Source organism: Streptosporangium lutulentum, from assembly GCF_030811455.1.
In the GTDB taxonomy this organism is placed as follows: domain Bacteria; phylum Actinomycetota; class Actinomycetes; order Streptosporangiales; family Streptosporangiaceae; genus Streptosporangium; species Streptosporangium lutulentum.
In genome coordinates this window covers 2,495,032-2,518,857 of sequence record NZ_JAUSQU010000001.1, presented here as the reverse complement: position 1 = coordinate 2,518,857, position 23,826 = coordinate 2,495,032, and the positions used below count along the sequence as shown (strand labels likewise).

The 23,826-nt window shown below is 70.0% G+C and carries 23 protein-coding genes; 11 read left to right on the top strand and 12 right to left on the bottom strand.

The features are described 5' to 3' along the window. The first annotated feature begins 208 nt into the window (after positions 1–208). Together J2853_RS10840 and J2853_RS10835 are read left to right on the top strand one after the other, a co-directional pair. Positions 209–1,030 carry a sensor histidine kinase gene (locus J2853_RS10840; RefSeq protein ID WP_307556917.1) on the top strand — a complete coding sequence of 274 codons (822 nt, stop codon included), beginning with the start codon at positions 209–211 and terminating at the stop codon, positions 1,028–1,030. Beyond that, complete coding sequence (locus J2853_RS10835) at positions 1,027–1,659, top strand: response regulator (RefSeq protein ID WP_307556915.1); 633 nt, start codon at positions 1,027–1,029, stop codon at positions 1,657–1,659. Before J2853_RS10840 ends, J2853_RS10835 begins: the two co-directional genes overlap by 4 nt. Before the next feature lie 209 nt (positions 1,660–1,868). Here J2853_RS10835 and J2853_RS10830 read toward each other — a convergent pair whose 3' ends face one another. Then, the gene (locus tag J2853_RS10830) at positions 1,869–2,750 is read right to left on the bottom strand and encodes an NAD(P)H-binding protein (protein WP_307556913.1); all 882 of its coding nucleotides are present in this window, start codon (positions 2,748–2,750) and stop codon (positions 1,869–1,871) included. A gap of 45 nt (positions 2,751–2,795) precedes the next feature. On the opposite strand from J2853_RS10830, the gene J2853_RS10825 reads away from it, so the two are divergent. Continuing rightward, complete coding sequence (locus J2853_RS10825) at positions 2,796–3,170, top strand: MerR family transcriptional regulator (protein WP_307556912.1); 375 nt, start codon at positions 2,796–2,798, stop codon at positions 3,168–3,170. Between the two features lie 211 nt (positions 3,171–3,381). On the opposite strand, the gene J2853_RS10820 is transcribed toward J2853_RS10825, so the two are convergent. After that, positions 3,382–4,341 (bottom strand): ArsR/SmtB family transcription factor, encoded by a 960-nt coding sequence (locus J2853_RS10820; RefSeq protein ID WP_307556910.1) that lies wholly within the window; start codon positions 4,339–4,341, stop codon positions 3,382–3,384. A 56-nt stretch (positions 4,342–4,397) separates the two neighbouring features. Between J2853_RS10820 and J2853_RS10815 the strand changes: the two genes are divergently transcribed. The 3 genes from J2853_RS10815 (at position 4,398) to J2853_RS10805 (ending at position 7,651) form a co-directional block, all read left to right on the top strand. Further along, on the top strand, positions 4,398–5,381 hold the full coding sequence (locus tag J2853_RS10815) for an NADP-dependent oxidoreductase (protein WP_307556909.1): 984 nt from the start codon (positions 4,398–4,400) through the stop codon (positions 5,379–5,381). A gap of 106 nt (positions 5,382–5,487) precedes the next feature. Beyond that, a complete protein-coding gene (locus J2853_RS10810) occupies positions 5,488–6,447 on the top strand; it encodes an alpha/beta hydrolase (RefSeq protein ID WP_307556907.1) in 960 nt (319 codons plus the stop codon). Between the two features lie 343 nt (positions 6,448–6,790). After that, positions 6,791–7,651: a hypothetical protein gene (locus J2853_RS10805; protein WP_307556905.1), complete on the top strand. Its 861-nt coding sequence runs from the start codon at positions 6,791–6,793 to the stop codon at positions 7,649–7,651. Positions 7,652–7,698: 47 nt separating this feature from the next. Here the strand turns inward: J2853_RS10805 and J2853_RS10800 are convergent, their stop codons facing one another. The 7 genes from J2853_RS10800 to J2853_RS10770 all read right to left on the bottom strand — a co-directional run bounded on the left by J2853_RS10800 (position 7,699) and on the right by J2853_RS10770 (position 15,180). Then, on the bottom strand, positions 7,699–9,030 hold the full coding sequence (locus tag J2853_RS10800; RefSeq protein ID WP_307556903.1) for a CaiB/BaiF CoA transferase family protein: 1,332 nt from the start codon (positions 9,028–9,030) through the stop codon (positions 7,699–7,701). Between the two features lie 2 nt (positions 9,031–9,032). Beyond that, positions 9,033–9,857, bottom strand: a complete 825-nt coding sequence (locus J2853_RS10795; protein ID WP_307556901.1) for an enoyl-CoA hydratase/isomerase family protein — start codon at positions 9,855–9,857, stop codon at positions 9,033–9,035. A 532-nt stretch (positions 9,858–10,389) separates the two neighbouring features. Further along, positions 10,390–10,824: a hypothetical protein gene (locus J2853_RS10790; protein WP_307556899.1), complete on the bottom strand. Its 435-nt coding sequence runs from the start codon at positions 10,822–10,824 to the stop codon at positions 10,390–10,392. Positions 10,825–10,979: 155 nt separating this feature from the next. Then, the gene (locus J2853_RS10785) at positions 10,980–11,690 is read right to left on the bottom strand and encodes a VOC family protein (RefSeq protein WP_307568646.1); all 711 of its coding nucleotides are present in this window, start codon (positions 11,688–11,690) and stop codon (positions 10,980–10,982) included. A gap of 214 nt (positions 11,691–11,904) precedes the next feature. Further along, positions 11,905–12,843, bottom strand: coding sequence for an aminoglycoside phosphotransferase family protein (locus tag J2853_RS10780; RefSeq protein WP_307556897.1), 939 nt, complete (start codon positions 12,841–12,843; stop codon positions 11,905–11,907). A 324-nt stretch (positions 12,844–13,167) separates the two neighbouring features. Then, positions 13,168–14,160 (bottom strand): LysR family transcriptional regulator, encoded by a 993-nt coding sequence (locus tag J2853_RS10775; RefSeq protein ID WP_307556895.1) that lies wholly within the window; start codon positions 14,158–14,160, stop codon positions 13,168–13,170. 129 nt (positions 14,161–14,289) lie between these two features. Next, on the bottom strand, positions 14,290–15,180 hold the full coding sequence (locus tag J2853_RS10770; protein ID WP_307556893.1) for an SDR family oxidoreductase: 891 nt from the start codon (positions 15,178–15,180) through the stop codon (positions 14,290–14,292). A gap of 104 nt (positions 15,181–15,284) precedes the next feature. Here J2853_RS10770 and J2853_RS10765 point away from each other — a divergent pair, with 104 nt between their 5' ends. The 3 genes from J2853_RS10765 to J2853_RS10755 all read left to right on the top strand — a co-directional run bounded on the left by J2853_RS10765 (position 15,285) and on the right by J2853_RS10755 (position 19,561). Next, a complete protein-coding gene (locus J2853_RS10765) occupies positions 15,285–16,154 on the top strand; it encodes a helix-turn-helix domain-containing protein (protein ID WP_307556891.1) in 870 nt (289 codons plus the stop codon). A 420-nt stretch (positions 16,155–16,574) separates the two neighbouring features. Continuing rightward, on the top strand, positions 16,575–16,850 hold the full coding sequence (locus tag J2853_RS10760) for a DUF2795 domain-containing protein (protein WP_307556890.1): 276 nt from the start codon (positions 16,575–16,577) through the stop codon (positions 16,848–16,850). A 413-nt stretch (positions 16,851–17,263) separates the two neighbouring features. Further along, positions 17,264–19,561, top strand: coding sequence for a catalase (locus J2853_RS10755; protein WP_370879523.1), 2,298 nt, complete (start codon positions 17,264–17,266; stop codon positions 19,559–19,561). A gap of 189 nt (positions 19,562–19,750) precedes the next feature. On the opposite strand, the gene J2853_RS10750 is transcribed toward J2853_RS10755, so the two are convergent. The 3 genes from J2853_RS10750 to J2853_RS10740 form a co-directional block, all read right to left on the bottom strand. Then, the gene (locus J2853_RS10750; protein ID WP_307556886.1) at positions 19,751–20,779 is read right to left on the bottom strand and encodes an iron-containing redox enzyme family protein; all 1,029 of its coding nucleotides are present in this window, start codon (positions 20,777–20,779) and stop codon (positions 19,751–19,753) included. A 45-nt stretch (positions 20,780–20,824) separates the two neighbouring features. Then, a complete protein-coding gene (locus J2853_RS10745) occupies positions 20,825–20,983 on the bottom strand; it encodes a hypothetical protein (RefSeq protein ID WP_307556884.1) in 159 nt (52 codons plus the stop codon). 106 nt (positions 20,984–21,089) lie between these two features. After that, positions 21,090–22,202, bottom strand: a complete 1,113-nt coding sequence (locus tag J2853_RS10740) for an ABC transporter substrate-binding protein (RefSeq protein WP_307556882.1) — start codon at positions 22,200–22,202, stop codon at positions 21,090–21,092. A 349-nt stretch (positions 22,203–22,551) separates the two neighbouring features. Between J2853_RS10740 and J2853_RS10735 the strand changes: the two genes are divergently transcribed. After that, entirely contained in the window at positions 22,552–23,085 is a 534-nt protein-coding gene (locus tag J2853_RS10735; RefSeq protein ID WP_307556881.1) for a PadR family transcriptional regulator, read from the top strand. Then, positions 23,082–23,822 carry an ABC transporter ATP-binding protein gene (locus J2853_RS10730; RefSeq protein ID WP_307556879.1) on the top strand — a complete coding sequence of 247 codons (741 nt, stop codon included), beginning with the start codon at positions 23,082–23,084 and terminating at the stop codon, positions 23,820–23,822. The genes J2853_RS10735 and J2853_RS10730 overlap by 4 nt, the downstream gene beginning before the upstream one ends. Positions 23,823–23,826: the final 4 nt, after the last annotated feature.

Genomic DNA, 23,826 nt, shown 5'->3' with positions numbered 1-23,826 from the left:
CTCTCTCGGCGATCACGCTATGGAGCGTGGCCGGTGCCTGGATCGAACGTAACTCAATCGAAGGTGGCGCGGCCGGACATCCGCCGCCTCAGGACATGGTGCGTCGCCGTTGCCGTGCCGATCGACCTCGTCCCGTTACGCGCGTCCGTGGGGAAGCCCGTCGCCTGGCCGATCCGCCGGAGCGACCTTTCGCGTGGCGATGAGGTATGTGACCGCGGCCGTGAACTGGCTGTGGCACCGTTTCCACGCGACCGGGTCGATCACCTGGGCCGAGATCGCCATCGCCGCGTTGATCGCGATCAGCACGGCCACCGCGGTCGGGTACTTCGGCTCGGTGTCCCGGCAGAGCGCCGAGCGCAAGCGGCTCCTCGACCGGCTGCAGGTCGAGCAGGAGGCACGGGCGGCGGCCGAACGGCAGGCGGGCGTGGCGGCCGAGCGGCAGCGGCTGGCCCGCGACATCCACGACAGCCTGACCCAGGGGTTCGCCAGCGTGGCGATGTTGCTGGAGGCGGCCCAGGCGACCCTGCCGGACAACAAGCACCTGACGCAGGCGCTGCGGGCGGCACGGGAGAATCTGGCCGAAAGCCGCCGGGTGGTGAGAGCGCTGCGCCCCGGCCGACTCGACGAGTGCGGCCTGCCGGAGGCCCTGCAGTGGCTGTCCGGCCGGCTGTCGGATGAGACCGTCATCCACGCGCAAACCGTGATCACCGGCAAGCTCCGGCCGCTCGAAGCCCAGGTTCAGGCGGAGCTGCTGCGCGTGGCGCAGGAGGCGGTCGCCAACGTTCGCCGCCATGCCCGCGCCGAGCAGGTCACGCTGACCCTGTCGTACATGGAGGACCTGGTCGTGCTCGATGTCCACGACGACGGCGACGGTTTCGATCCCGGGCGGGCCGTCTTCGGACACGGCCTTTCGATCATGCGGGAGAGGATGGAGCAGCTCGGCGGCGCGCTGCTCGTGGAAAGTGCCCCGGGTGCGGGCACCACAGTGGCTGCCAGCCTTCCGGTGGTGGCGCTGAGCGGGGCGCGATGACCGTCCGGGTCCTGATCGCCGACGACCACCCGGTGGTCCGCGACGGCATCCGGGCGATGCTGGGCACCCAGGACGATCTGGAGGTGGTCGGCGAAGCGGTCTCCGGCGCGGACGCGGTGCGGCTGGCGCGCGACCTGCGGCCCGACGTCACCCTGATGGACCTGCAGCTGCCCGAGATCGACGGCGCGACGGCGATCAGCCGGATCCGCGAACACGACCCGGGCGCCAAGGTGATCGTCTTGACCACCTACGACACCGATGGCGACATCTCACGCGCCATCGACGCGGGAGCCATCGGCTACCTGCTCAAGGACACCGGCCGTGAGCGGCTGTTCGACGCGATCCGGGCGGCGGCGCGAGGGGAGAGCGCCCTGTCGCCGGCGATCGCGACCCGAGTGCTGTCGTGGGCGCGGGCCGATGCCCCCGATGCCCTCAGCGGCCGGGAGGTCGAGGTCCTCGGCGCGGTCGCCCAGGGGATGAGCAACAAGGCCATCGCCGCCCATCTGTGCATCAGCGAGGCCACGGTCAAGACCCACCTGCTGCACATCTTCGCCAAGCTCGGCGTGGACGACCGCACCGCCGCGGTGACGGTCGCCGCTTCCCGCGGCATCATCCGGCTGGGCGGTTAGCCGCTTCAGCCGGGATCGGCGGTGAGCCGGCCGCGCAGCCGTGCGGATGCGGGCCGGCGCCTCCGGCCGAGATCACGGTTCGGTGGGCACCTCGGACCGCGGCGACGGCCGGGTGCGGGCGCAGACCGGGCGACCCGGCGGCCGGCACGTTGAGGTCCCGGTTCACCCGCGATGCTTCCGTGACGGTCTGGCGGGCCGCGGCTCCCCCGTCAGCCGAACTCGGCCGCGTGGTCGACGGCCCACCTCGCGAAGGTGCCGGCCGCTCGACCGGTCAGGCGCTCGACGTGATCGGTGACGCGGTTCGACTCCGGCCGGCACACCGAAGCAGCGATCAGCGCTTCCACCAGCCGCTCGGGACGACCGTCCGCGAGCATTCGTGATCGCGCGAGGTCGGCGGCGACCGCTTCGAAGCGAAGCGGACGCTGGAGTGCGGCACCGAGGCGACCGACCTGGTCGGCGCGACTGAGCAGTTCGGGGCCTGTCAACACGTACGGGCCGTGATCCGGGTGGTCATGGTGTGCGCGCAACACGGTGACGGCCGCGTCAGCGACATCGCGTTCGTCCACGACGGCGGTGCGCGCGATATCCGGACCGGTCACCACGTCGCCTGCCCTCACCTGCGCTGCCCAGCCCCGGGCATTGGAGGCCAACGTGTCGCTGCGCAGCACCACCGGTCGCAGTCCGGCGTCGTGGAGCAGGGCTTCCATGTCCGCGTGCACCTGAACGATGGGGTCGCTCTGACGGGCGGCCTCGTCGTCGATGGCCGTCGAGGACAGATAGACGACACGGGGTGCCGTGGCGGTGAGCTCCGCGACCAGGTCATGGGCAGGGGCGGAATCGAGCAGCGGCCAGATGAGAAAGACGGCGTCGACGCCTACGAGTGCCGAGCGGACCAGGGCCGGGTCGGTGAGATCGCCGGCCACCGACTCGACTCCGGGGCGCGGATCCATCTGACGGCGGGCCAGGCATCGCACGCGCGAGCCGCGCGCTTGGAGGCGGTCGACTACTTCGCGGCCGAGGTTGCCCGTCGCGCCGGTGACCAGGATCGATGAACCATGACGAGCGCTCGCGGGGCGAGTGGGATTAGACATGATGGAGACGCTAAAGGTTCAGGTCGACATGAAGGCAAGGCGCGCATGGTGAAGACGGTCGGGCAAGCCGCCGCAGAACTCGGGATCGAAGCTCACGTACTACGGCACTGGGAGCAGGTCGGGGCACTCACCGTACGTCGCGACGGCAACGGTTACCGCGTCTACGACGACAAGACCCTGGAGCAGGCACGCACCGTACGGAAACTGCGGCGGGTCGGGCTCTCGTTGCCCGAGGTCATCGCCGCCATCTCGCCGCGGAAGGCAGCGGCACAGGCGGTCGTGAGGGCAAAGATCGCTGTGCTTGAAAGTGAAATCGCCCACAGACAGCAGGCGATGACATTCCTGCAGCACACCGTCGAGTGTCGGCATCGGTATCTCGACGATTGCCCGGAATGCGCTACTTTCGTACGCGAAGCCTGAAACGTGCATACTGGCGAACCCGCCGCGCGAGCGGCCCGGGTCCTCGCCCCCTACGGCGCCTCCCCCAGTCGGGCGAGCAGGCTCCGCCCCGGTGTTCCGTTCTGGCGTTCGGCGCGCGTCGGCCCCGAACGGATTTCCGGCGGCGGCGAGGTCGTCCGAGGCGGCCACCTGACCGGCTGTTCACGGTGCCCTCGGTGATCGGTGCCACCGGTCATGGACCCGTCAGCAGGTCCGCGACCTCCGTTCGGGCGTAGAGCACGACCCGGCCGGCGCGGGAGCGGGTCAGCAGACCCGACCTGAGCAGCACCTTGAGGTGCTGGGACACCGCGCTCGGGGTCACGCCGAGCCGTCCGGCGAGTTCCGTGGTCGACATCGGCCCGTCCAGGGTCGCGAGCAGGTTCGCCCGGGATCGGCCGATCAGCTCGGCGAGCGCTTCGGGTGCCCGGGCCTCCCCCCGCTCCCAGAGAGTGCCGATGCCGCGGGCCCGGTAGATCACGGTCGGCGGTTCCTCCGGACCGACCGGGCTGACGGTCTGCGGCACGAACAGCGCGGGGATCAGCCAGAGGCCGCGTCCGGCGACGGCCACGTCGTACTCGAGGCTCTGCCCGGCGAAGACGCGCAGCTCGCCGCCGCCCCAGCGCGCCCGCCGATCCAGTTCGGTCATCATCGCGGCCGCCCCGTCGCGGGCCAGCCGCCGGGCCCGGTAGAGCATGTCGGCTTCGAGTACGGCTCGCATCCGGGGCCAGTGGGGCTCGATCGCCAGGTGCCAGTACCACCCGAGCGCCTCGGCGACCGCTTCGGGCCCCTGGCGCAGCACGGCTGGGATCGGGTGGCGCCCGTAGACGTGCCGGATGTCGGCCGTCGCCTTGGCCGGATCGGTTTCGCCCACCCGGCGCAACTCCTCGTCGATGCCGGGCAGCGGCGTGTCCGGCCGGGGCGTGACGAAGTCGGGCAGCCAGCCGCGCTCCGCGCCGATCAGGGCGTCCAGCAGAGCGGCATCGGCCGTGGGCGACGCGGCGATCATCGTGCGGGTCCGCCTGATCCACGGCAGGTGCAGCGTGTGCCGTTCCGGCCAGCGCAACGCCCAGAGGCTCGTGACCGCTTCAAGCAGTGGCGAGCAGGCGAAGCGCATGTCAGCGAGGTCGTCGACCTCCAGGCGGTAGCTGACCATTAAGCCAGATACTAAATCATTGTCCTGTGACCGGCTGAGGGCGGTTGGCTTGGCCCATGGCTGTTCTTGTGCATCAGGTGGCGCGCCCCAACGGGTGGCCTGCCGCCGACCAGTTTTCCTACGTCGAGGTCACGACTCCGGAGCCGGGGCCCGGTGAGGCGCTCGTGGAGAACGTCTATCTGTCCGTCGACCCCTACATGCGCGAGGAGATGGACGAGCGTGCGCTGGGCACGCCGATGGAGGGCAGGTCGATCGGGCGCGTGGTCGAGTCCCGTGACCCCGCCCTCCCCGTGGGCGAGCTGGTGTTCCACCGGCAGGGCTGGCGCAGTCACGCGGTGGTGGCGTCCGGCGACGTACGCGTCCTGCGGGAGTCACAGGGAGTGCCCCTCTCCGCCTATCTGAGCCTGCTCGGCGGCACCGGCCTGTCCGCCTACGTCGGGCTGACCCGTGTGGCCCGCCTGCAGCCGGGCGAGACCGTGTTCATCTCGGCCGCCGCGGGCGGTGTCGGCAGCGCCGCCGGCCAGATCGCCAGGCTGCTCGGCGCAGGCAGGGTGATCGGCAGCACCGGCTCGGCGGCCAAGGCCGAGCACCTGCTCAAGAATCTGGGCTTCGACGCGGCCCTGGACTACCGGACCGGCGACCTGGCCGCCCAGCTCGCCGCCGCGGCCCCGGAGGGCGTGGACGTCTGTCTCGACAACGTCGGCGGTGACCACCTCGAGGCCGCCATCGGCGCGATGCGCGACCGGGGCAGGATCGCGTGGTGTGGGGCGGTGGCGCAGTACAACACCCTCACGCCGCCGCCCGCGCCGCGCAATCTCTTCGACATCGTGGGCAAGAGCCTGCGGCTGGAGGGCTTCCTGGTCCGCGACCACGTCCACCTCCAGTCCGAGCTGGAGGACTTCCTCCTCCCCCACATCCGCAGCGGCCACGTCGTGCCGGACGAGACCGTCGTCGTCGGGTTGCCCAACGTGGTCGACGCCTTCCTGAGCATGCTCCGCGGCGGCAACACCGGAAAGATGATCGTCAAGGTCGCGCCGTGAGGCGTCCGGCTCTGTCCGGCGCTCGGCGGGAGCGCGTGGACTGACGGGGGCGCGCGGACTCGGTTCGATGGTGAGTGAGTGTCCCAGCCGAGGAGGAGAGCCTTTCATGTCCGATGTCACCCGCCGCCGTTTCCTGACCGTGTCAGGGCTGGCCCTCGCCGCGTGGACCGGATCGGCGGCCCCGGCGGCCCGGGCGTCCGGCGGCGCCCGCGTCATCGCCGAGGAGCGCGCCGGCCCTCGGCTGGTGGACCTCACGATACGGTCACCGGCACTCGCGGGTACCGCCAAGGTGCGCCTGCTCACGCCCGGCGGCTGGCGGCCCGGGACCGGGCGGCGGTGGCCGGTGCTCTACCCGCTGCACGGTATGGGCGACGACCATACGAGCTGGACGCGGGACTCCGACGTGTCGGAACTGCCCCAACTGCGCGACGTGCTCGTCGTCATGCCCGACGGCGGTGCCAGCGGTTACTACACCAACTGGTGGAACCTCGGCGCGGGCGGGCCGCCCGCATGGGAGACCTTCCACCTCGACGAAGTGCGGCGGCTCCTGGAGCGCGGCTACGGCGCGGGCACCGATCGAGCGGTCGCGGGCCTGTCGATGGGCGGCTTCGGAGCGGTGTCCTACGCGGCCAGGCGGCCCGGAATGTTCCGCGCCGCCGCGGCGTACAGCGGCCACGTCCACCTGTCGCACCCGCGTTACGTGAAAATCTTCGAGGACGCCTACGCGGAGGTCGGCGACGCCGTCCTCGTGCTGTGGGGGCATCCCGTGCACCAGCGGGAGATCTGGCGGGCCCACGACCCGTACGCGCTGGCGGAGAGGCTGCGGTCGACTCCCGTCCACCTCTCCTGCGGCGACGGCCACCCTGGCCCGCTGGACCCGCCCGGCGAGCCGTACGACGACCAGGAGAACATGCTCCACGACATGAACCGCTCGCTGGCCGCCCGCCTCACCGCGGCGGGCACACCGTTGACCACCTACTTCTACCGGGGCACCCACACCCCTCGCTACTGGGAGCGGGAACTGCACCGCTCCCTGCCCATGCTGCTGCGTTCCCTGCACCGGTGACCGGAAGACGGGTGGTTCCCGGCGAAGGGCCGGAAGCGGCCCGTTGAGCACGACAGCGGCCAGGGCGTCAGCTCCGTACTGTCACCAGGGACACGTGATTGAGTACGCGCAGCTCAGCGGACCTTCGCGCTCCGAAGGTCACGGTGATCACTGCGGGTCTGTGGAAATACGATGAAAAGGGCGGCGGCCACGCGTACGGTGAAGATCTTCCCCTTTGACGCATCGTTACGGAGCCGACGTGACCACGTCCCCGGACCACACCGCGCGCCCGGCTCCGTCCACTCTCCCTGGTGCGCTCGACGTCATCGGCGCCTTCGCCGATCACAGGGGCGGAGGAGGTCTCGTGCGAAAGACGATCACGTGTCTGTCCTTGATGGTGCTCCTGTCCTCCTGCAGCTCGTTCCATCGCGTCTCGCCCCGCGGATTCGAGGATCGTGCCCGGGAAGTGGCGGCGCGCTGGCAGGGGTCGGCCGACGACCGCGCCTGGCGCGAAGGGTTCGTGCCGTTGGAGGTGATGAATCCGCAGGGATGGGCCCGCGTGGGCTCCGTTCCGGCCTGGGTGAACAGAAGCGCGCACAACGGCGCGTGGCGGCCGGCCTCCGAGCTGCCCGCGGACTCCCCGGCCCGCGCCGACCTACGATGGCCCGACGGCAAGGTGTCGCAGGTGCCGCTCATCACGGCGGCGAGCGCGTACGCGGAGTTCGGCAAGTCGGCCGGCTTCATCGAGGAGGAGTGCCCGGCCAGGGGATGTCGCCCGCTCCGGGTGAGCGGTGCCGAGCTGGGTGAGGTGCCACTGGAGACCAGCCGCGGCACGGTCCGGGTGCCCGCCTGGCTGTTCACCGTCGAGGGAGTCGAGCAGAAGAAGGTCCACGTGGCGGTCGACCCTTCGGCTGTCACCGCCCGCCCTGAGCGGGCGCAGGGTGACATCGAAGAGGTGATGGCCTTCGACCTCGTCGCCGGCAAGCCGGACGAGCTGCTTCTCCGCTACGGCTACGGCGCCTGCGACAGCGTTCACGGGGCACGCGCTTACGAAACCGACCAGCTCGTGGTGGTCGACGTGGACGAGGAAGGCTCCAGCGGGGCGTGCCTTGCGATCCTCAAGACAGCCACGATCACCGTCACGCTCGCGCGACCGCTCGGCGACCGCCTCGTACTCGACTCTGGCACGGGGCTGCCGGTGGTACGGAGGGCGAACAGGCGCTGACGGCCCCGGCGAGCGTGCCCGCCGTCCGCTTCACCTCGCCGGCGACGTCATACACTCAGCCTCCACGAGACCAGGGACATACCACCGACTGCCTGTTCAGGGTTCTTTTCCTCCGTGGGGGCTCGTCCCGGGTCGTTCGCCCGGTCGCTCCCGTTGTCGTCGCTCCGGCTGGGTTCGGTGAGCGCGCCCAGGCTCCGCAGCGAACCGATCTCGCCTTCGTCGAATCCCAGCTCGCGCAGGACGTCGTCGTTGTGCTCGCCCTGCCGGGCGGGCACCCTCTCCGATGAGCCGGGTTCGCCTGCGGCACTGAAGTGCCAGGGCGGCCCGGGCACCGTGATCCGGCCCCCGTTGCGGTCGGGGACCGAGCGGACGGCCGTCCACTGACGTGCCCACTGGCTGTCGGCGAACTCGCCGACGGTGCTCACCTGCCCGGTGGGGATTTTCGCCTCGTCGAACTGCACCTCAAGGGAGGCCATGTCGTCGAAGGTCCAGATCCATTCCTGGACGATGGTGTGCAGCTCGGTCAGATGCTCCCGTCGTGCTTCGGGCGTCCGGAATCGCGGGTCGTCGGCGAGGTCGGCGCGCCGCATGGCCGCGAGGTAGAAGGGGAACGACGCGCTGCCCACCAGGCTCATCGGACTGACGAAGGTCGTTCCCTCCGGACTGACGAAGAACGGGCAGTCCGTGGCGCCCAGGATCGGGGTCTCCGCCCCGAGGTCCTGTCCCGACAGATCCACGTGAAGGCGCTCGTTGACCGACAGCATGACCGCGGCCATGGCCACGTCGATGTACTGTCCCTCACCGGTGCGGTCCCGGTGGTTCAGTGCGGCCAGGACGGCGACGGCGGCGTGCAGTCCGGAGTAGACGTCGGCGTGTGACAGCGAGTCGGTGCGCGGCCGTCCCCCGGGAGCGCCGAACTGATCCATGGTGATCGCGGTGATCCCGGTCTCGGCCTGGATGGTCGGGGCGTAGGCCGACCGGGAACGCCACGCGCCGTGCTGACCGTAGCCGCTGATGGAGACGTAGACGACACGCGGGTTGCGTGCGGCGACGGTGTCGTAGTCCAGTCCGAACGAGGGCAGCGTGCCCGGCCGGAAGTTTTCCACGATCACATCCGCGTGGTCGCACAGGCGCAGCGCGACCTCCCGCGCGCCCGGCGCGTTGAGATCGATGGAGACGTTACGCTTGCCGGCGTTCTGCTGGGCGTAGTAGCCGGAGATCTCGGCCTCGCGGGGGAAGGCCCGCCGGGACAGGTCACCGCCGGGCGGTTCCACCTTGATGACCTCGGCTCCGAGCTCCAGCAGCGTCTGCGCGCAGAGCGGTCCGGCGAGCACACGGGAGAAATCGACGACCCGGATGCCGGTCAGCGGTGCGGACATGGTCAAAACCCCCTGAAGCGTGCCATGCCGGGACCGTTTTGCTGCAACGAGTCCATCCCGGCGCGGAAGTCCGCGGAGCGGAAGATCGGCTCCTGGAGCTCGGCCATGGCCTCGTCGGCCGCGCGGACGCCCCGATCGACGGCGATGGACACCAGCTTTTTCGTCGCCGCGTGCGCCACCGTCGGCCCCGCCGCCAGCTCTCGGGCCAGCGTCATCGTCGCCGCGCCCAGATGCTCGTCCGCGACGACCCGGTTGACGATCCCCCAGCGTTCCGTCGTGCGCGCGTCGTAGCGGCGGCCGAGCATGACCATCTCCTTCGCCCGTGCCGCGCCGGCCCGTTGCGTGATCCGCTGGATCCCGCCCATCAGGGGATGCAGGCCGACGGTCGCCTCCACCAAGCCCAGCTTGGCGGATTCACTCGCGACGATGAGGTCACACGCGAGCGCGACCTCCAGCCCGCCTCCGACGCAGATTCCGTGCACGCTCGCCACGATCGGCAGCGGCAGCTCGTCGAAGGCGCGCAGCACGTCGGTCAGGTGCCAGTCGAGCACGCCGTCCCCGTCCGTCGCGGCGGCCAGCATCGCGTCGGGATCGGCGCCCGCGGAGAAATGGCGTAGCCCGCTCTCGACGACCACCGCCCGGGCGCCCCCGGTCCACGCCCAGTGGAGCGCCTCGACGATCTGCCGGCAGAAGACGACATCCAGCAGGTTGTACGGCCGGCGCTGGAGCGTCAGCACCGCGACCGAACCATCGAGTCGGCGGCCGACCGGCGACTCCCCGGCGTCCGGTGAGAGGGTTCGGCCTGCTTCGGTTATCTGGTCTGGCATGGCTGTCTGTTCCTTCCCGGCCGGGCCGTCGCCGTCCTGGCGGCGACGATCGATGACGCGGACGGAGCCCTTCGGCCAGACGCCGGCGGTTCGGGCACCCGGGCTCAGTGCCGTTACGGGCGGGCCCGGGCGTCGACCTGCTGCGGGCGTCGCCACCGTGCTCTTCGCTCGCGCCTTGTGGAGCGGCGAACGAGTCTCTAACTTGCAGTTTGATAGTTAGATGTATGACAGACCGTATGCACCAGACTTGCTTATCGCAATCCAGTTATGGGCAGAAGGGGTTAAAACCTTGGCAACCGACCGAAAGGTGCGCGCGGGTGCGCCCTGCCCGAAAGGACCCCGGCGATATCGCCGGGGTCCTCTCGCCATTCAAGATCAATCTCACTGATACCGGCTGTTTCGTTGCTCCTAAGACCGCGACAGAGCGGAGCCCGGGCAGACGGGATGGGTCACGCGGTGACCCTCGCGAGGAGAGATCAAAACCCGCCGCGAGGATCGACCCGGACGCTGCGGTCACCGCGGCCCCGGTACCTCAGTAGGCGAAGCAGGCCGGGGTGTTCGACGTCAGTTCACAGGTCCGGTTGTCCCCATCCGAAATCTTGTACCAGCGGAAGGCCGGCACGTTCTGGTAGGTCCCGGTCCAGCTGTAAACCCGGTAGGGCGATTCGACCATCAGGGCGTCGGTGTCCCAGTTTCTCCCATTGATCTGATCGTCGGCCCGGCCGTTCGGCAGCCAGTACGTGCGACAGGAGTAGGTGGTGCCGTTGGTGGCCGGGCACTTCTCCGTCAGGTTGGACCCTGAGAATGTCGCGACCTTGACGGTGTAGGTCGAGGAAAGCCGGTTGGTGACGTCCCCGTCAAGGACACCGGCGGAGGCGGCCTGCGCGGGTGCCACCACCGATGTCGTGACGGCCGCTCCCAGAGCGAGGGCCAGAACCAGGCGCAGCTGTCGGCGCATCCGTGTCACTTATCGATCTCCTTTGACCAGCGGGACTGTTGTCGTGCGGAACCTAGGCAACGATCACCGCTTGGCTGGGATCTTGGGAACCTATAAGGCTCCAGGTACTACATCCGTGAATCGCGTGGTAGAGGTTGTCGTACCGCGGGTGGAGGGGCTCCGCGTCAGCGCGGGGCGAGGACGCAGAACTCGTTGCCCTCCGGATCGGCGAGGACCGTCCACGACACGTCACCCTGGCCGAGGTCGACGTCGGTGGCGCCGAGAGCCCGCACCCGGGCCACTTCCGCCGCTTGATCGTCACCGGGGTACGGCCGGAGGTCGAGATGGATGCGATTCTTCACGGTCTTCACGTCGGGTGTGCGCAGGAACTCGAGATACGGCCCGACCCCCTTGGCGGAGCGCAGCACCGCATGATCGTCGGTCACCTCGTGCAGGGTCCAGTCCATCGCCTCGCCCCAGAACCGGGCCATGGCCCGCGGGTCGGCGCAGTCGACGACCACCGCGGCGATCGGCCCGGTGTCCCGGTAGATCTCCCGAGGCTCCAGCACGCAGAACTCGTTGCCCTCCGGGTCGGCCAGGACCGTCCACGGGACCTCGCCCTGGCCCACGTCGGCGGGCGTCGCACCGAGTTCCTTCAGGCGCGCGACCACCTCGGCCTGATGGGCCGCGGAGGTGGTGGCGAGATCGAGGTGCACGCGGTTCTTCACCGTCTTGGGTTCCGGGACGGCAAGGACGTCGATGCATATCGCGGCGGGGTCGGGATAGGCGAAGCCCACGGGTTCGAGGTTGGTCACGCCGGGTTCCTCGATGTCGGTACTCCAGCCGAGTACCTCCGCCCAGAACCCTCCGACTACGGAATCATCCCGAGCATTCATCGCAATCTGCACAAGCCGCATCGCCATGCCGCCGATCCTAGGCCCACGCGAATGAACCCGAGAAACGCGGACCTTCGGCTCAACCGGCGGTACCGGGCAGGTCGGAGAGTCTCCGATCCTGGTAGGCCATCGCCATGGCACGCGGAGACCTCACCGATGGCGGACGGAACAGGGGTATGGCGCAACGAACCCGGCATGACCGGTGACCAGGCGGCTACGGAGTAGGCGCCTGGCGGCGTAGCAGAGTTGTGCCGAGGACGACCTGGGCCGGTTCCAGCGTGGTCTTGCCGTCCTCGATGTCCCACAGCGCGTTCTGCAGGATGCGGCCGAGTGTCCAGCCGGTCGCCCGCTGCCGGTCCAGGCCGAGCACCTCGGTCAGGAGGTCGAAGCGGCGAAGCACCGTGCGGGTCACGTCACCGGTCGCCACCACCGCCTCCTCCCATCGGCTGTCCAGCGCCGGCCACAGGTCGAACCCGGGGTCGCCGGCCAGCGGTTCGGGGTCGATGGCCAGCCATGGTTCCCGTTGCCCGGCGAGGACGTTGTCGTAGTGCAGGTCCCAGTGCAGCAGACGGTCGCCGGGTTCGCCGATCAGTTCGGCCACGGCGGACGCGCAGGTGCGCACCAGCCGTTGCTCGGCCGGGTCGCGCAGCGCCGGTACGGCGCGCGGCACCTGGTCGAGCATGGCGGCGGCGATGTCGGCCAGCTGCCGCAGTCCGGGTGGGGCCGGTACCGCGACCAGGCGCGCCATCAGCTCGGCGAGGATCTGCATGGCGGCACCGTCGTCGGTCACCGATGACAGCGGCCGGGCCTCGTCCAGTCGTTCCAGCAACATGGTGCCGGTGTCGGGGTCGTGGTCGAGCAGGCGCACCACACCGTTGCCGTTCCATGCCCGCAGGCCGAGCGCGGCGGCGGCGTTGTCTTCGCTGATCTGCTGGAACTTCAGCACCGCGGGCGTACCGTCCGTGCGGATCACCGGCAGCACGAGCGAGGCCATGCCATGTCCTGCGGGGCCGTCCGGCCGCAGTGTCCAGCGGTCCAGGAAGCCCGCGGCCAGATGGGGCAACTCGGCGAGCCAGGCACGGCCGGACACGTTGTCCTCGCCGTACGACGCGGCGAACGCGTCGGGGACGGCGACAGGGATCGACGTGTTCATGTCGGGTGTCTCCTTCGTGGGTTCCGGGTCTGTTCGGGGTACGAAGGAGGTCACGGGGGTGCCCGACTTCCGGGCAGGCGTCAAAACATACCTCCACCCTAGCCGAACACGATCATGTTCGGCTCCGGAGCGTGGCGCTTGTCGCCTTCCGCGTCCGCGGAGACGGGCGATTCCGAGCGAACCGCGCTCGCCGGGGCGGAGCGGGCTGCCGCAGTAGGCGGACATGCCGGGCACGGTCATGAGCCCGCCCATGGAGGTGACGGCCATCAGGTGTCCACGGCGGCGGCGCATGTGGGGCAGTGCCGCCCGCAGGTGATGACAGCGCTAGAGGGCTGGTTCGGGATCGGCCGGGAAGAGGGAGCGATCAGGGTCGGGCAGCCAGCGACCGGGGCCGGCGAACGGCCGGTAGCGGTCCTTGATGTGAGCGATGAGCAGCGGCAGCGACGGGTGGCGGTTCGCCTCGTGCCACATCAAAAACCAGGGATACACCGGCATGGGGTCGGTGATCGTGATCTCGACGACGTCGGGCGAGACCGGGTACTGCCTCTTGTTGCCGAACGTGATGAGATCCGGCGAGGCCGCGACTCTCTCCATGATGTGGTCACGACCGAAGAACGGGCCGGAACTGTCGATCTGGACGCCGAACTCGGCGCTGAGGAGGCGGTAGTAGTCCGCCCACTCGCTGTCGCCGGCGTTGCCCGGCATCCACGCCGTCAGGCCCGATAGCTCCTCCATCCGTACGCGCTTGCGCCTGGCGAGCCGGTGCCGGCGGCCGACCAGGATGGGGATCGGTTCCAGGCAGGCCGGAACGCGCGCGATTCCTGGCGGCAGGGCCCCCGTGGTGCGGCCGAACGCCGCGTCGACCGAGCCGCCGGTGAGCGCCGACACCCGTGGGACGGCGCCCCGGGAGACGACGATGTCGACGTCGACGTCGCTGTCTTCGTAGAAAGCCCGGACCATGTCGATCGAGGCCGAATCGCGCCCGAGCACGTCGACGCGCAGAGGGCGGCGGCGTGCTCGGAGCATCGCGGCGGCCTGGTCGGCCAGGCTGATCAGCGCCCGGGCGTGCGGGAGGAACGCCTCGCCGTCCGTGGTCGGCCTGACCCCGGTGCGGGACCGGATCAGCAGAGGCACTCCCAGGTCGCCTTCCAGTTTGGCGATGCGCTTGGACACGGCCTGCTGGGACATGCCCACGCGCGCGGCGGCCTCGGTGAAATGCCCGTCGTCGACCACGGCGAGGAACGTCCTGATGGCACCGAGGTCCAGCTCCATGAACAACTCCTGGTTGTTATCCGCGTTGTGTCGGCTGTTGGACATCATTTCGCAGGGTCCGATTCCATGTGCGGACCCAGACGCTTTCCAACAACCGCCAGGAGTATAAGTGACCACGCCGGATGGCTGTGGCCGGTATCAGGTGCCCCGGGTGTCTGGTCGCACGGCCCGCACCTATCGGTCGCGTTTCCCGGCGTCCAGGCCGGCCGGGCCGCCTGTGGTCACGCCCTCCAGCGGGGCGTCCGTCTCCTCCGCCGACTCGCGCTGGCCGCGGACATCGGCCAGCCGGGCCTTCAGCGCGCCTTCGATGGCCTGGTAGGCGTCGCTGCCCAGGACCAGGCGGCGGGGTGCCGGGTCCTGGTCGACACTGGCGATCATCGCAGCCGCCATCAGGGCCGGGTCGCCTATGCCCTGGGTCGTGCGTTCGGTGAGGATGCGGCGGATTCCCGCGACGGGCGTGGCGTTGTAGGCCTCGATGCGGTCGGCCAGCACCGAACCGCCGTAGCGGAAGTTGGTGCGGGCGCCGCCCGGCTCGACGATGGTGACGCCGATGCCGAACGGGGCCACCTCGCCCGCCAGCGCATCGGCGAAACCTTCGACGCCCCACTTCGTGGCGTGGTAGAGGGACCCGCCCGGCCACGCCACCTGGCCGCCCACCGAGGACAGTTGCAGGATCCGGCCGCCGCCCTGCCGTCTCAGGTGCGGCAACGCGGCCCGGATCAGCCGGATCGAACCGGTCAGGTTGGTCGCGATCTGGTGCGTCATCTGCTCGTCGGTCAACTCCTCTGCCGCGCCCATCAGGCCGTACCCGGCATTGCTGACCACGACGTCGATCCGGGTCAGGGCGGCCCAGGCCGCGTCGACCACCGCGGTGATCTCGGCCGGGTCGGTGACGTCGAGGTGGGCCGCGCGGAAGGCGTCCGGCCAGCGGGCCGACAGATCCTCGACGCTGCCGTCAGCGCGGAAGGTGCCGATGACGCGGTCGCCGCGAGACAGGAGCCGCTCGCTGAGGTGCCGGCCGAAACCGCTGTTCGCGCCGGTGATGAGCCAGGTTCGTGAAGTCATACCGGAAGCGTGCGCCAAGGTCCGGCATATCAGCCATTCCCCTGGTGAGAGGGGTGCTGCCAGGGCTACCCAGAAGGGACCCCGCCTCGCTTATGGTCGAGAGTGTGAACCTGATCGGCGAATACCTGCGGGCCCGGCGCGAGCTGATCCGGCCCGAGGATGTCGGGCTGCCCGACAACGGCCATCGGCGGGTGCCGGGGCTGCGGCGGGACGAACTGGCCATGCTCGCCGGGGTCAGCACCGAGTACTACACCCGGCTCGAACAGGGCCGCGACCGGCGCCCCTCACCCCAGGTGCTCGATGCGATCGCCCGCGCGCTCGGCCTCGACGAGGACGCCACCGCGCACCTGCGCGCGCTCGGCACCCCGCAGGGGCCTCGGCGGCGACCGGCGCGGGTCCGACCAGGTGTGCAAGCTCTGCTTGATGCCTGGCACAACACTCCCGCCTACGTCCAAGGGCCGTTCCAGGACGTTCTGGCGGCCAACCGTCTCGCCGTGGCGTTGTCGCCGGTCTTCACCCCGGGCGGCAACGTTCTTCGCTCGGTGCTGCTCGACCCCGCCGCGCAGGAGTCTCTGCCCGGCTGGCAGAACCGGGTGGGCAGCCTGGTCGCCGCCCTGCGGGCGATGGCCGGTCCGGACGTCGACGACCCGCGCTTGACCGACCTGGTCGGCGAGCTGTCGGTGAAGAGCGACCTGTTCCGCCGGCTCTGGTCGCGCCACGACGCCAAGCCGCATCCGGGCGGTGGTGTGCACCACCTGCACAACCCGATCGTCGGCGACATCGAACTGCGCTACGAGAAGTTCGCCGTGACCGGCGCCGACGGGCAACTGCTCGTCGTCTACCGCGCCGAGCCGGGCTCGCCGAGCGCCGACGCCCTCGCCCTGCTGGGGTCGCTGCCGCAGGAATCCACTCCTCGCCGTTCCCGCACGGCGGATCGAAGCGCGCCTCGAAGCCACACGCGTCCCGCTCGCTGACCGCCAGAGCGTCGGCGCGCGTTCCCCGGTCGCGCCGCCTGTACGGACAGCGATCAGCGCGGCTCCCCGGGGGGCATTCACGACAAAGCCCGTGATCGATAAGTGGCGCTGATTCTCACGATCATTCTCCTCGAAACGCAGGGCCTGGCGGACCACGGCGCCGAGCTTGGCCGACCTGCCTGTTCATCACCGATCGGTAAAGCGCTAACCGGCGTCGATGTGATGTTTCCCCACGATAAGGCGGGTACGGGCCGGGCGGCACACGGAAAGGAGCGCCGATCGTAGAGGCTGGAAAGTGCCAGACACGGCGCGACTGGGCACGTAGCGCCCGCACGCGTCTCATGGACCCACCGGAACGAAGATTCCAGGTATGTGAGGCGACGGGATCCCACACCCATGATCACATTGAAGAAGGACGATATGGCATCCACATCGCGTACGCCCGTCCACGAACCGGGTACGCCGCAGGGCATCAGCGCGCAGGGCACGGAGGCTCGCAGTGATCTGGCCAGATGGATCAGCGGCGCCGGTGTCCTCCCTGCCGGCCGCGCCACCCTGCCGGCCCGTGCCGAGGAGCGGGACGCACCCGATTCGGTGATCGGCGCGCTCCGGTCCCTGCCGGAGCGGACCTTCATCGATATGGCGGACGTGGCGGAGACGTTCGGATACGGCACGGAGAAGAAGGGGCGGGGCTGAGGCCGGCGGGTGGCGAGCGTGGCTTCGCCGCGTGCGCAGGCCGTGCCCGCCGTCGGGACGGATACACCTTCGGCCGGACTCCCGATCGTGTCCTGACCGGGAAGACCGACTGATCGTACGAGGAGCGCGACCGTCGCGCTGTCCGGGCGCGTAGCGGGCGCGAGACGGACGTGCCTCGGCCGCCTCGGTCGCGGACGACGTCCTGGCCGTCGTCCGCGAGCGAAACCGGCCTCTCCTCCGTCCTCCGGCGGGCGCCGGGCCCGCGGCCACGTGCCGAAACAGGGTACGGCGCGGCGCCACCGCCGGTTTCCGATGGTTCGACCTTGCGCTCCCGGCACCCCGGCGTGCTGAGGACCGAACTCGATCTCGACAACGGTGACGATCTGCTGTCGCCACAGCTCAAGGGGGAAACGATGGAAGAGTCTCGCTCGATGAAGGAAACGGTCGAGAAGGTCGTCGACACGGTGGTCGACGCCGTATCAGGCGGTGGACCGTCCGGCACGATCCCCGGCCGACCGGGCAGCGAATCGCCGTCGCTGGACGAGCCGACCGAGCCCCGGGAGCCTCCGGCTCCCAAGCCCGATCAGAGCGGTCCGGAGGCGTTCACCGCCACGGGGCGGGCCGTGGACGCGCCGCCGACGGCGCGGGCGCAGGCGGGTCCGTACCTCACGACGGCCCAGGGCCTGCGACTGGCGGACACCGATCACTCGCTCAAGGCCGGTCCCCGGGGACCGGTGCTGCTGCAGGACCATCACCTGCGCGAGAAGATCATGCATTTCGACCACGAGCGCATCCCCGAGCGCGTCGTGCACGCCCGCGGAGCCGCCGCGCACGGCGTCTTTCGCGCGTACGGCACGGCCGCGACGGTGACCAAGGCGGCATTCCTCGCCAAGGACGCCGAAACCCCGATCTTCCTGCGTTTCTCGCCGGTGCTGGGATCGCGAGGGTCGGCCGACACGGTGCGCGACACGCGGGGCTTCGCGACGAAGTTCTACACCGCCGAGGGCGTCTTCGACCTGGTGGGCAACAACATGCCGGTGTTCTTCATCCAGGACGCGATCAAGTTCCCCGACGTCATCCACGCGGGCAAACCACACCCGGACCGGGAGATTCCCCAGGCCCAAAGCGCCCACGACACGTTCTGGGACTTCGTCTCCCTGCACACCGAGGCCACCCACCACACCTTGTGGAACATGTCCGATCGCGGCATTCCCCGCTCCTATCGGACGATGGAGGGCTTCGGGGTCCACACCTTCCGGCTCGTCGACGCCGCGGGGGCGACGTCGCTGGTGAAGTTCCACTGGAAGCCCAAGGCCGGGGTGCACTCGCTGCTGTGGGAGGAGGCCCAGTTGATCAACGGCGTGGACCCGGACTTCCACCGGCGTGACCTCGCCGACGCGATCGAAGCCGGCGCCTATCCGCAGTGGGAGCTGGGCATCCAGGTCTTTCCCGACACTCCCGAGCAGACCTTCGAGGGCATCGACCTGCTGGACCCGACGAAGATCGTGCCTGAGGAGCTGGCGCCGGTCCAGCCGATCGGCCTGCTCACCCTCAACGCCAACCCGGTCAACTACTTCGCCGAGACCGAACAGGTCGCCTTCCACCCGGGTCACCTGGTGCCCGGCATCGACGTCACCGACGACCCGTTGCTGGCGGGGCGCCTGTTCTCCTATCTGGACACCCAGATCACCCGTCTGGGCGGTCCCAACTTCGCGCAGATCCCGATCAACCGCACCCACGCCCCGGTCAACGACATGCTGCGTGACGGCTTCCACCAGACGGCGGTGCATTCCGGCGTCGCGCCCTACAAGCCCAACTCGCTGGACGGCGGCTGCCCCTTCTTCGCCGGGCAGCAGGAAGGCGGGTACCGGGAGACGCCCGTGCGGGTGCCCGCCGCGGGGAAGGTCCGTGAGGCTCCGGCGTCGTTCGCCGACCATTTCAGCCAGCCCCGCCAGTTCTGGCTGAGCCTGACCCCGGTGGAACGCGAACACGTCATCGCCGCGTACACCTTCGAACTCGGCAAGGTCTACGAACAGGCGATCAAGGAGCGCACCCTGAGGGTGCTCGCCGAGGTCGACCCCTATCTGTGCGAGCAGGTGGCCCAGGGCCTGGGCCTGCCGGCCCCCAAGCCGGCGGGGCCGCTGCCGGCGGTCGAGCCCAGCCCCGCACTCTCCCAACTCGGGCGGACCTGGCCCACCACGGGGCGGATCATCGGCATCGTCGCCGACGAGCGCAGCGACCTGGAGACGGTCCGCGCCGTCCGCCAGGCGATCCTGGACGGCGGCATGGTGCCGCTGGTCATCGCACCGGCGGGCGGCACGCTCGGAGCCGGCAGCGGTGACCCCGTCACCGTGCAGCGCACGTTCGCCACGGCACGATCCGTCGAGTTCGACGCCCTGCTGCTGGCCGGCGCACCCGCGCCGGGCAAGGACGCCTACGGCGCCCGGGACGCCAAGGCCGGCAACGGCGCGCCCGCCGGAGCGCTCATCGACCCGCGAGTGCCGCTGATGCTCAGCGAGGCGTTCCGCCACGCCAAGCCGCTCGGTGGCTGGGCGGACGCCGATCAGGCGCTCACCGCCGCGGGGATCGACACGGCGGCGCCCGGCGTGCTCGTCGCGGGCAGCGGCGAGGCGGTGCTGGAGGAGGTCGTCCGGCTGCTGGGACAGCACCGGGTCTGGGAACGTTTCCCCACCGCGGCCGACCTCGTCTGACCCGTTTCCAACGTGGATCCCGGCCTCCTGAAGGAGCGCGGAGGCCGGGATCCACGGCTTGCCGGCTCCCGGCAAAAGGGCCTGGGGCCCTCTCCTTTCACCTCGTTCATTCGACGCCGGTCGCCTCCGGTGACCAGGGGAAGGCCTGAAAAAGACAGGTGGCCGTAGAACCGTCGAAGGGAACGACGATCATCGACTGCCCACCAGGTCCGCCTGGCGTAGCGAGGTGATCCCGCGGGTCCAGCGCCGCAGGACGTGCTCGGTGAAAAGCCGATCGAGGGTCAGAGCGCAGGCGGCGCCGTAGAGGACGTCACCGGCCTGCGAGGGGTACTGCTGCGCGAACCCGCCGCACATGTCGTGGGCGGCGATCTGCTCGTGGACGGCGTCGGCCCGCACGTGCTCGTCGTAGAAGCGGCGGGCCGTCGCGTCCCCACCCAGCCGCCGCAGCCCTCTGGAACAGCGGCGGTTGGGGATCGAGGAGGTCATCTCGAGTGCCGCCAGATGGCCCAGCAGGGCGCCGCGGTGGCGCCGGTGGAGCCCGAACAGCGACATGACGTTGGAGAGCGCCAGCGTGATCGCCGGCACCCGGTCGAGGTAGGCGCCGTAGTCATCGTCGAGCTCCAGAGCGCGCATGGTGGCGCGAAACAGCTCCGAGTGCGTTCGCTCCAGCCGGCCGCCGCCGTACTCATCGATCTGGATCTCCACCAGGGCGGCTTTGGCACGGCCGCGCAACCGGGGAATCGCCCAGGTGTGCGGATCGCCTTCCTTCAGGTGGTAGATCGACCGATGCGCAGCGAATTCCCGGAACTGCTCCAGGTCGGCTTTCCTTTCCATAAAAGTCGACAGGCACGGGCCGTCGGCGGCGGCGGCCACCAGATCGACCAGGGCGCGGCGCATGCGCGTGGGCAGCGTGAGGAGCGGACGCTCGGCCGGCACCGGGAACGGGCGCGCCACGGTCTGCGCGAGGCCGTCCTCCAGTCGCCGCTCCAGCACCTGCCTGGCCGCCAGCAACGACGGGTTCCACTCCCACTGATCGTCTACCTCGTCGAAGCCCTGGTAGTGCAGCTCATAGCAGACGAACAGCGCCAGTTGGAGATCGTCATCCTCCAGGACCGGTTTTCCGGCGGGCACTGACAACCGGCCGAACTCGTGAGGCGGGCAGGTCAGCCTTTCGAAGAGCAGGGCGGTAAGAGGGCCTCGAGGCACGGGCAGCTGCATCACGATCTCCCAGATGAGAAAGGCTCGGTAAAGCCTGGTGGGGGCTTAGGGACGGTGGGCCGGCACGTGCGCCCGACCGGCGCCGGTGAACGGGATTCCGCGCCCGTCGGCCCACTCGGTGGTGGAAGCGTCGATCGTGGTCACCTCATCGAGGCCGTCGTCCACGTCGGCGATGGCGCGGCCGTAGACGGATGCGTCGAACACCTGCGCCATGAAACCCCCGTCCCCGTATCCCCTTGACGGCGGACCTGCCCGTACGGCGGGCAAGGAAACGCCGGCCGGTTCCGGGCAGTCGGACCGCTGTGCTCTCTCAGCCGGCGTGAAGGATCCGAAAGCGATCGGGTTGCGCCGGATCTCGATCCGCGACGTGGATCGGCGGCCAAGCCCATTGCCAAACGCTGATGCCTGGCGTGCGGGAGAACCGGATCCGCCCGCGGGTGCCTTCGACGGCGACGTGCGGCCAGGATTCGGCGATGCGCGCCCGGTCCACGCCGTGAGACCGCAGCACGTCGGCGAGAACGGTGATCGTGTCGTAGCCCTCGAAGGCGACGAAGGAGGGCTCTTCGGCCAGCCGCTCGCGGAGGGCCGTCTCGACTCGTGCGCCGAGGGGGCCGAGGCGCTCGGGCAGGTAGCGCAGGAACGGGATCGCGGCGCCGTCGTCGCCCAGCGACCTCGCCCATTCGGCGGACTCCGGTTGCCCGGCCGGAGCACCGATCGTGATCTCGGCGAGGCGCCGGTCGCGGCGGACGGACGTGACGATCGACACCGCCGGCTCCGGGTGGCCGACCAGAAGAAGGAGGGCCGTCGCGCGATTGCCGACGAGTTCGTCGCACACCGCCGCGGGGGTGAGCGCGCGCATGTCGAGTTCGATGACGGTGCCGCCGCGTGGAGCGAGGTGGTCCCGCAGAATGCGGGTCCCGGATGCCCAGTAGACACTCGAATCGGCTGCTACCGCGATTCGGCTGTGCCCCGCGCCGAGGAGGAAGTCCGCGTAGATCTGCCAGCCGTGGGACTGCGCCGGGGCGAGGCGCGCGACCCATCGCGTCGGCTGTTCGGTGAGCTCGTCGAGAACCGCCGACGAGCAGAGGAACGGCAGGCCGAGGGCGTCGGCCCTGGCGGCGGCGGTGCGAGCGACGACGCTGTGATACTCCCCCGCCACGGCGGCCACGCCCAGGCGAGCCAATTCGTCCACGGCCGCCGCGGCCCTCTGCGGGTCAGCCGCGGTGTCTCGGACGACCAGCTCGAGTGGCCTTCCGGCGATCCCGCCGGCGTCATTGACGTCGCGAACGGCCAGCTCGAGTCCGGCGAGCAGGTGTCGGCCCGCATCGACCCAGCCGGGCCGGGTCAGCGGAACGAGAGCGCCGATCTGGACGGATGATCCGTCGGTCCGCTCCGCTCCAGGTGGCGAGGGGGGCGTGTTCATGCGCCGGCGTCTCCCGTGTGACGATTCGGCCGCGGTTTCCCGGACCGCACAGTGGCAAGCCCGGTAGTACGCGTTCGTCTCATCTCGCCGTGGCGGGCGCACCTGGGTGACCATGCCGGACATCGCATCCACCATCGTCGCCGGCAGGCGCTCGATCATCTGTTCGCTGAGCTGCCAAGCCTCAAGAAACCTACCTCTTCGGCCGAGCACTCCGTCCAGAGTGCGGCTCTCTTCCGCGGCGACGACGCCGTCGCCCTCAGGATCGACCCATCGATTTCATCTCGTACACGGCGTTTTGACACCCCTAACAGATAACCGCTATCTATTGGCTAACCGTTAGGGGGTTGGGGTGCAGGACGCAGTGCTGGCGATGCTCGCCAAAGAGCCGTCGCATGGGTACCACTTACGTGCTCGGCTGCGGCAGAGCCTTGGCCCGCTGGGCGAGTCGATGAACCCCGGTCAGGTCTACGTGACGTTGGCCCGGCTGGAAAAAGCCGGGCTCGTTGTCTGTGAGCGGGCGGACGGTCTTCCCGAGCGGCCGGATCGCAAGGTCTACGCGCTGACGCCCGCCGGGCAGCAGCGGGTGGCCGCCTGGCTGACCGAGGTGGGCTGGCCGAAACCGGACCTGCCGGAGTTTCATCTCAAGCTCGTCGTGGCGTCCGCGGCCCGGCTCGCCGACCCGGTGGAGCTGGTGGCGGCGCAGCGCCGCGAGTTGCTGCGCCGCTTGCGTGACGTGCAGCACGCGGCTCTGGCCGAGCCCGAGGGGTCGGCCGCCGTCCTGCTGCTGGAAGGGGTCGTGTTGCGGCTGCAGGCGGACCTGCGCTGGCTGGAAGCCTGCGAGCGATCCTGGTCCAAGATCGATGACAAAGCTGAGGATGCATGAACGTGGTGAATGCGGCGGTCCGGGTTCGCGGCCTGGTGAAAAATCATGGCCGGGGGCAGGGCCGGGTCCACGCGGTCGACGAGGTCGATCTGGAGGTGCCCGAGGGGCAGATGCTGGCGGTGATGGGGCCCAGCGGTTGCGGGAAATCCACCCTGCTGCACCTGATGGGTGGCCTGGAGCGGCCCTCCGCCGGGGAGGTGTGGCTGGCCGGGCGACGCGTCGACACCCTGAGCGAGCGGGCTCTGGCGCGGCTGCGGCGCCGGTCGGTGGGATTCGTCTTCCAGGCCTTCCACCTGATGGAGGAATTGTCGGCGGCCGAGAACGTGGAGCTTCCCGCGCTGCTGGCCGGGCGCTCACGGCGTGAGGCCAGGCGGCGGGCGGGCTTCCTGCTGGAGCGGGTCGGGCTTTTGGACCGGGCCCGGCATCTGCCTTCTCAGCTGTCGGGTGGGCAGCGTCAGCGGGTCGCCATCGCCCGCGCGCTGGTCAACGAGCCGCTGATCGTTCTGGCCGACGAGCCGACCGGCAACCTCGACACCGCGGCGACGCTCGACGTGCTGAGGATTTTCGAAGACCTGCGTTCGGCAGGGCAGACCCTCGTGATCGTCACGCACGACGAGCGGGTCGCGGCCACCGCGGACCGGTTGGTCTCGATGCGCGACGGGATGTTCGTCGACGACACCTGGCTGGCCGGCACCGGCACCGGGTGGCTCGGCGGCCTGATCGAGATGGAGGGCTGAACCA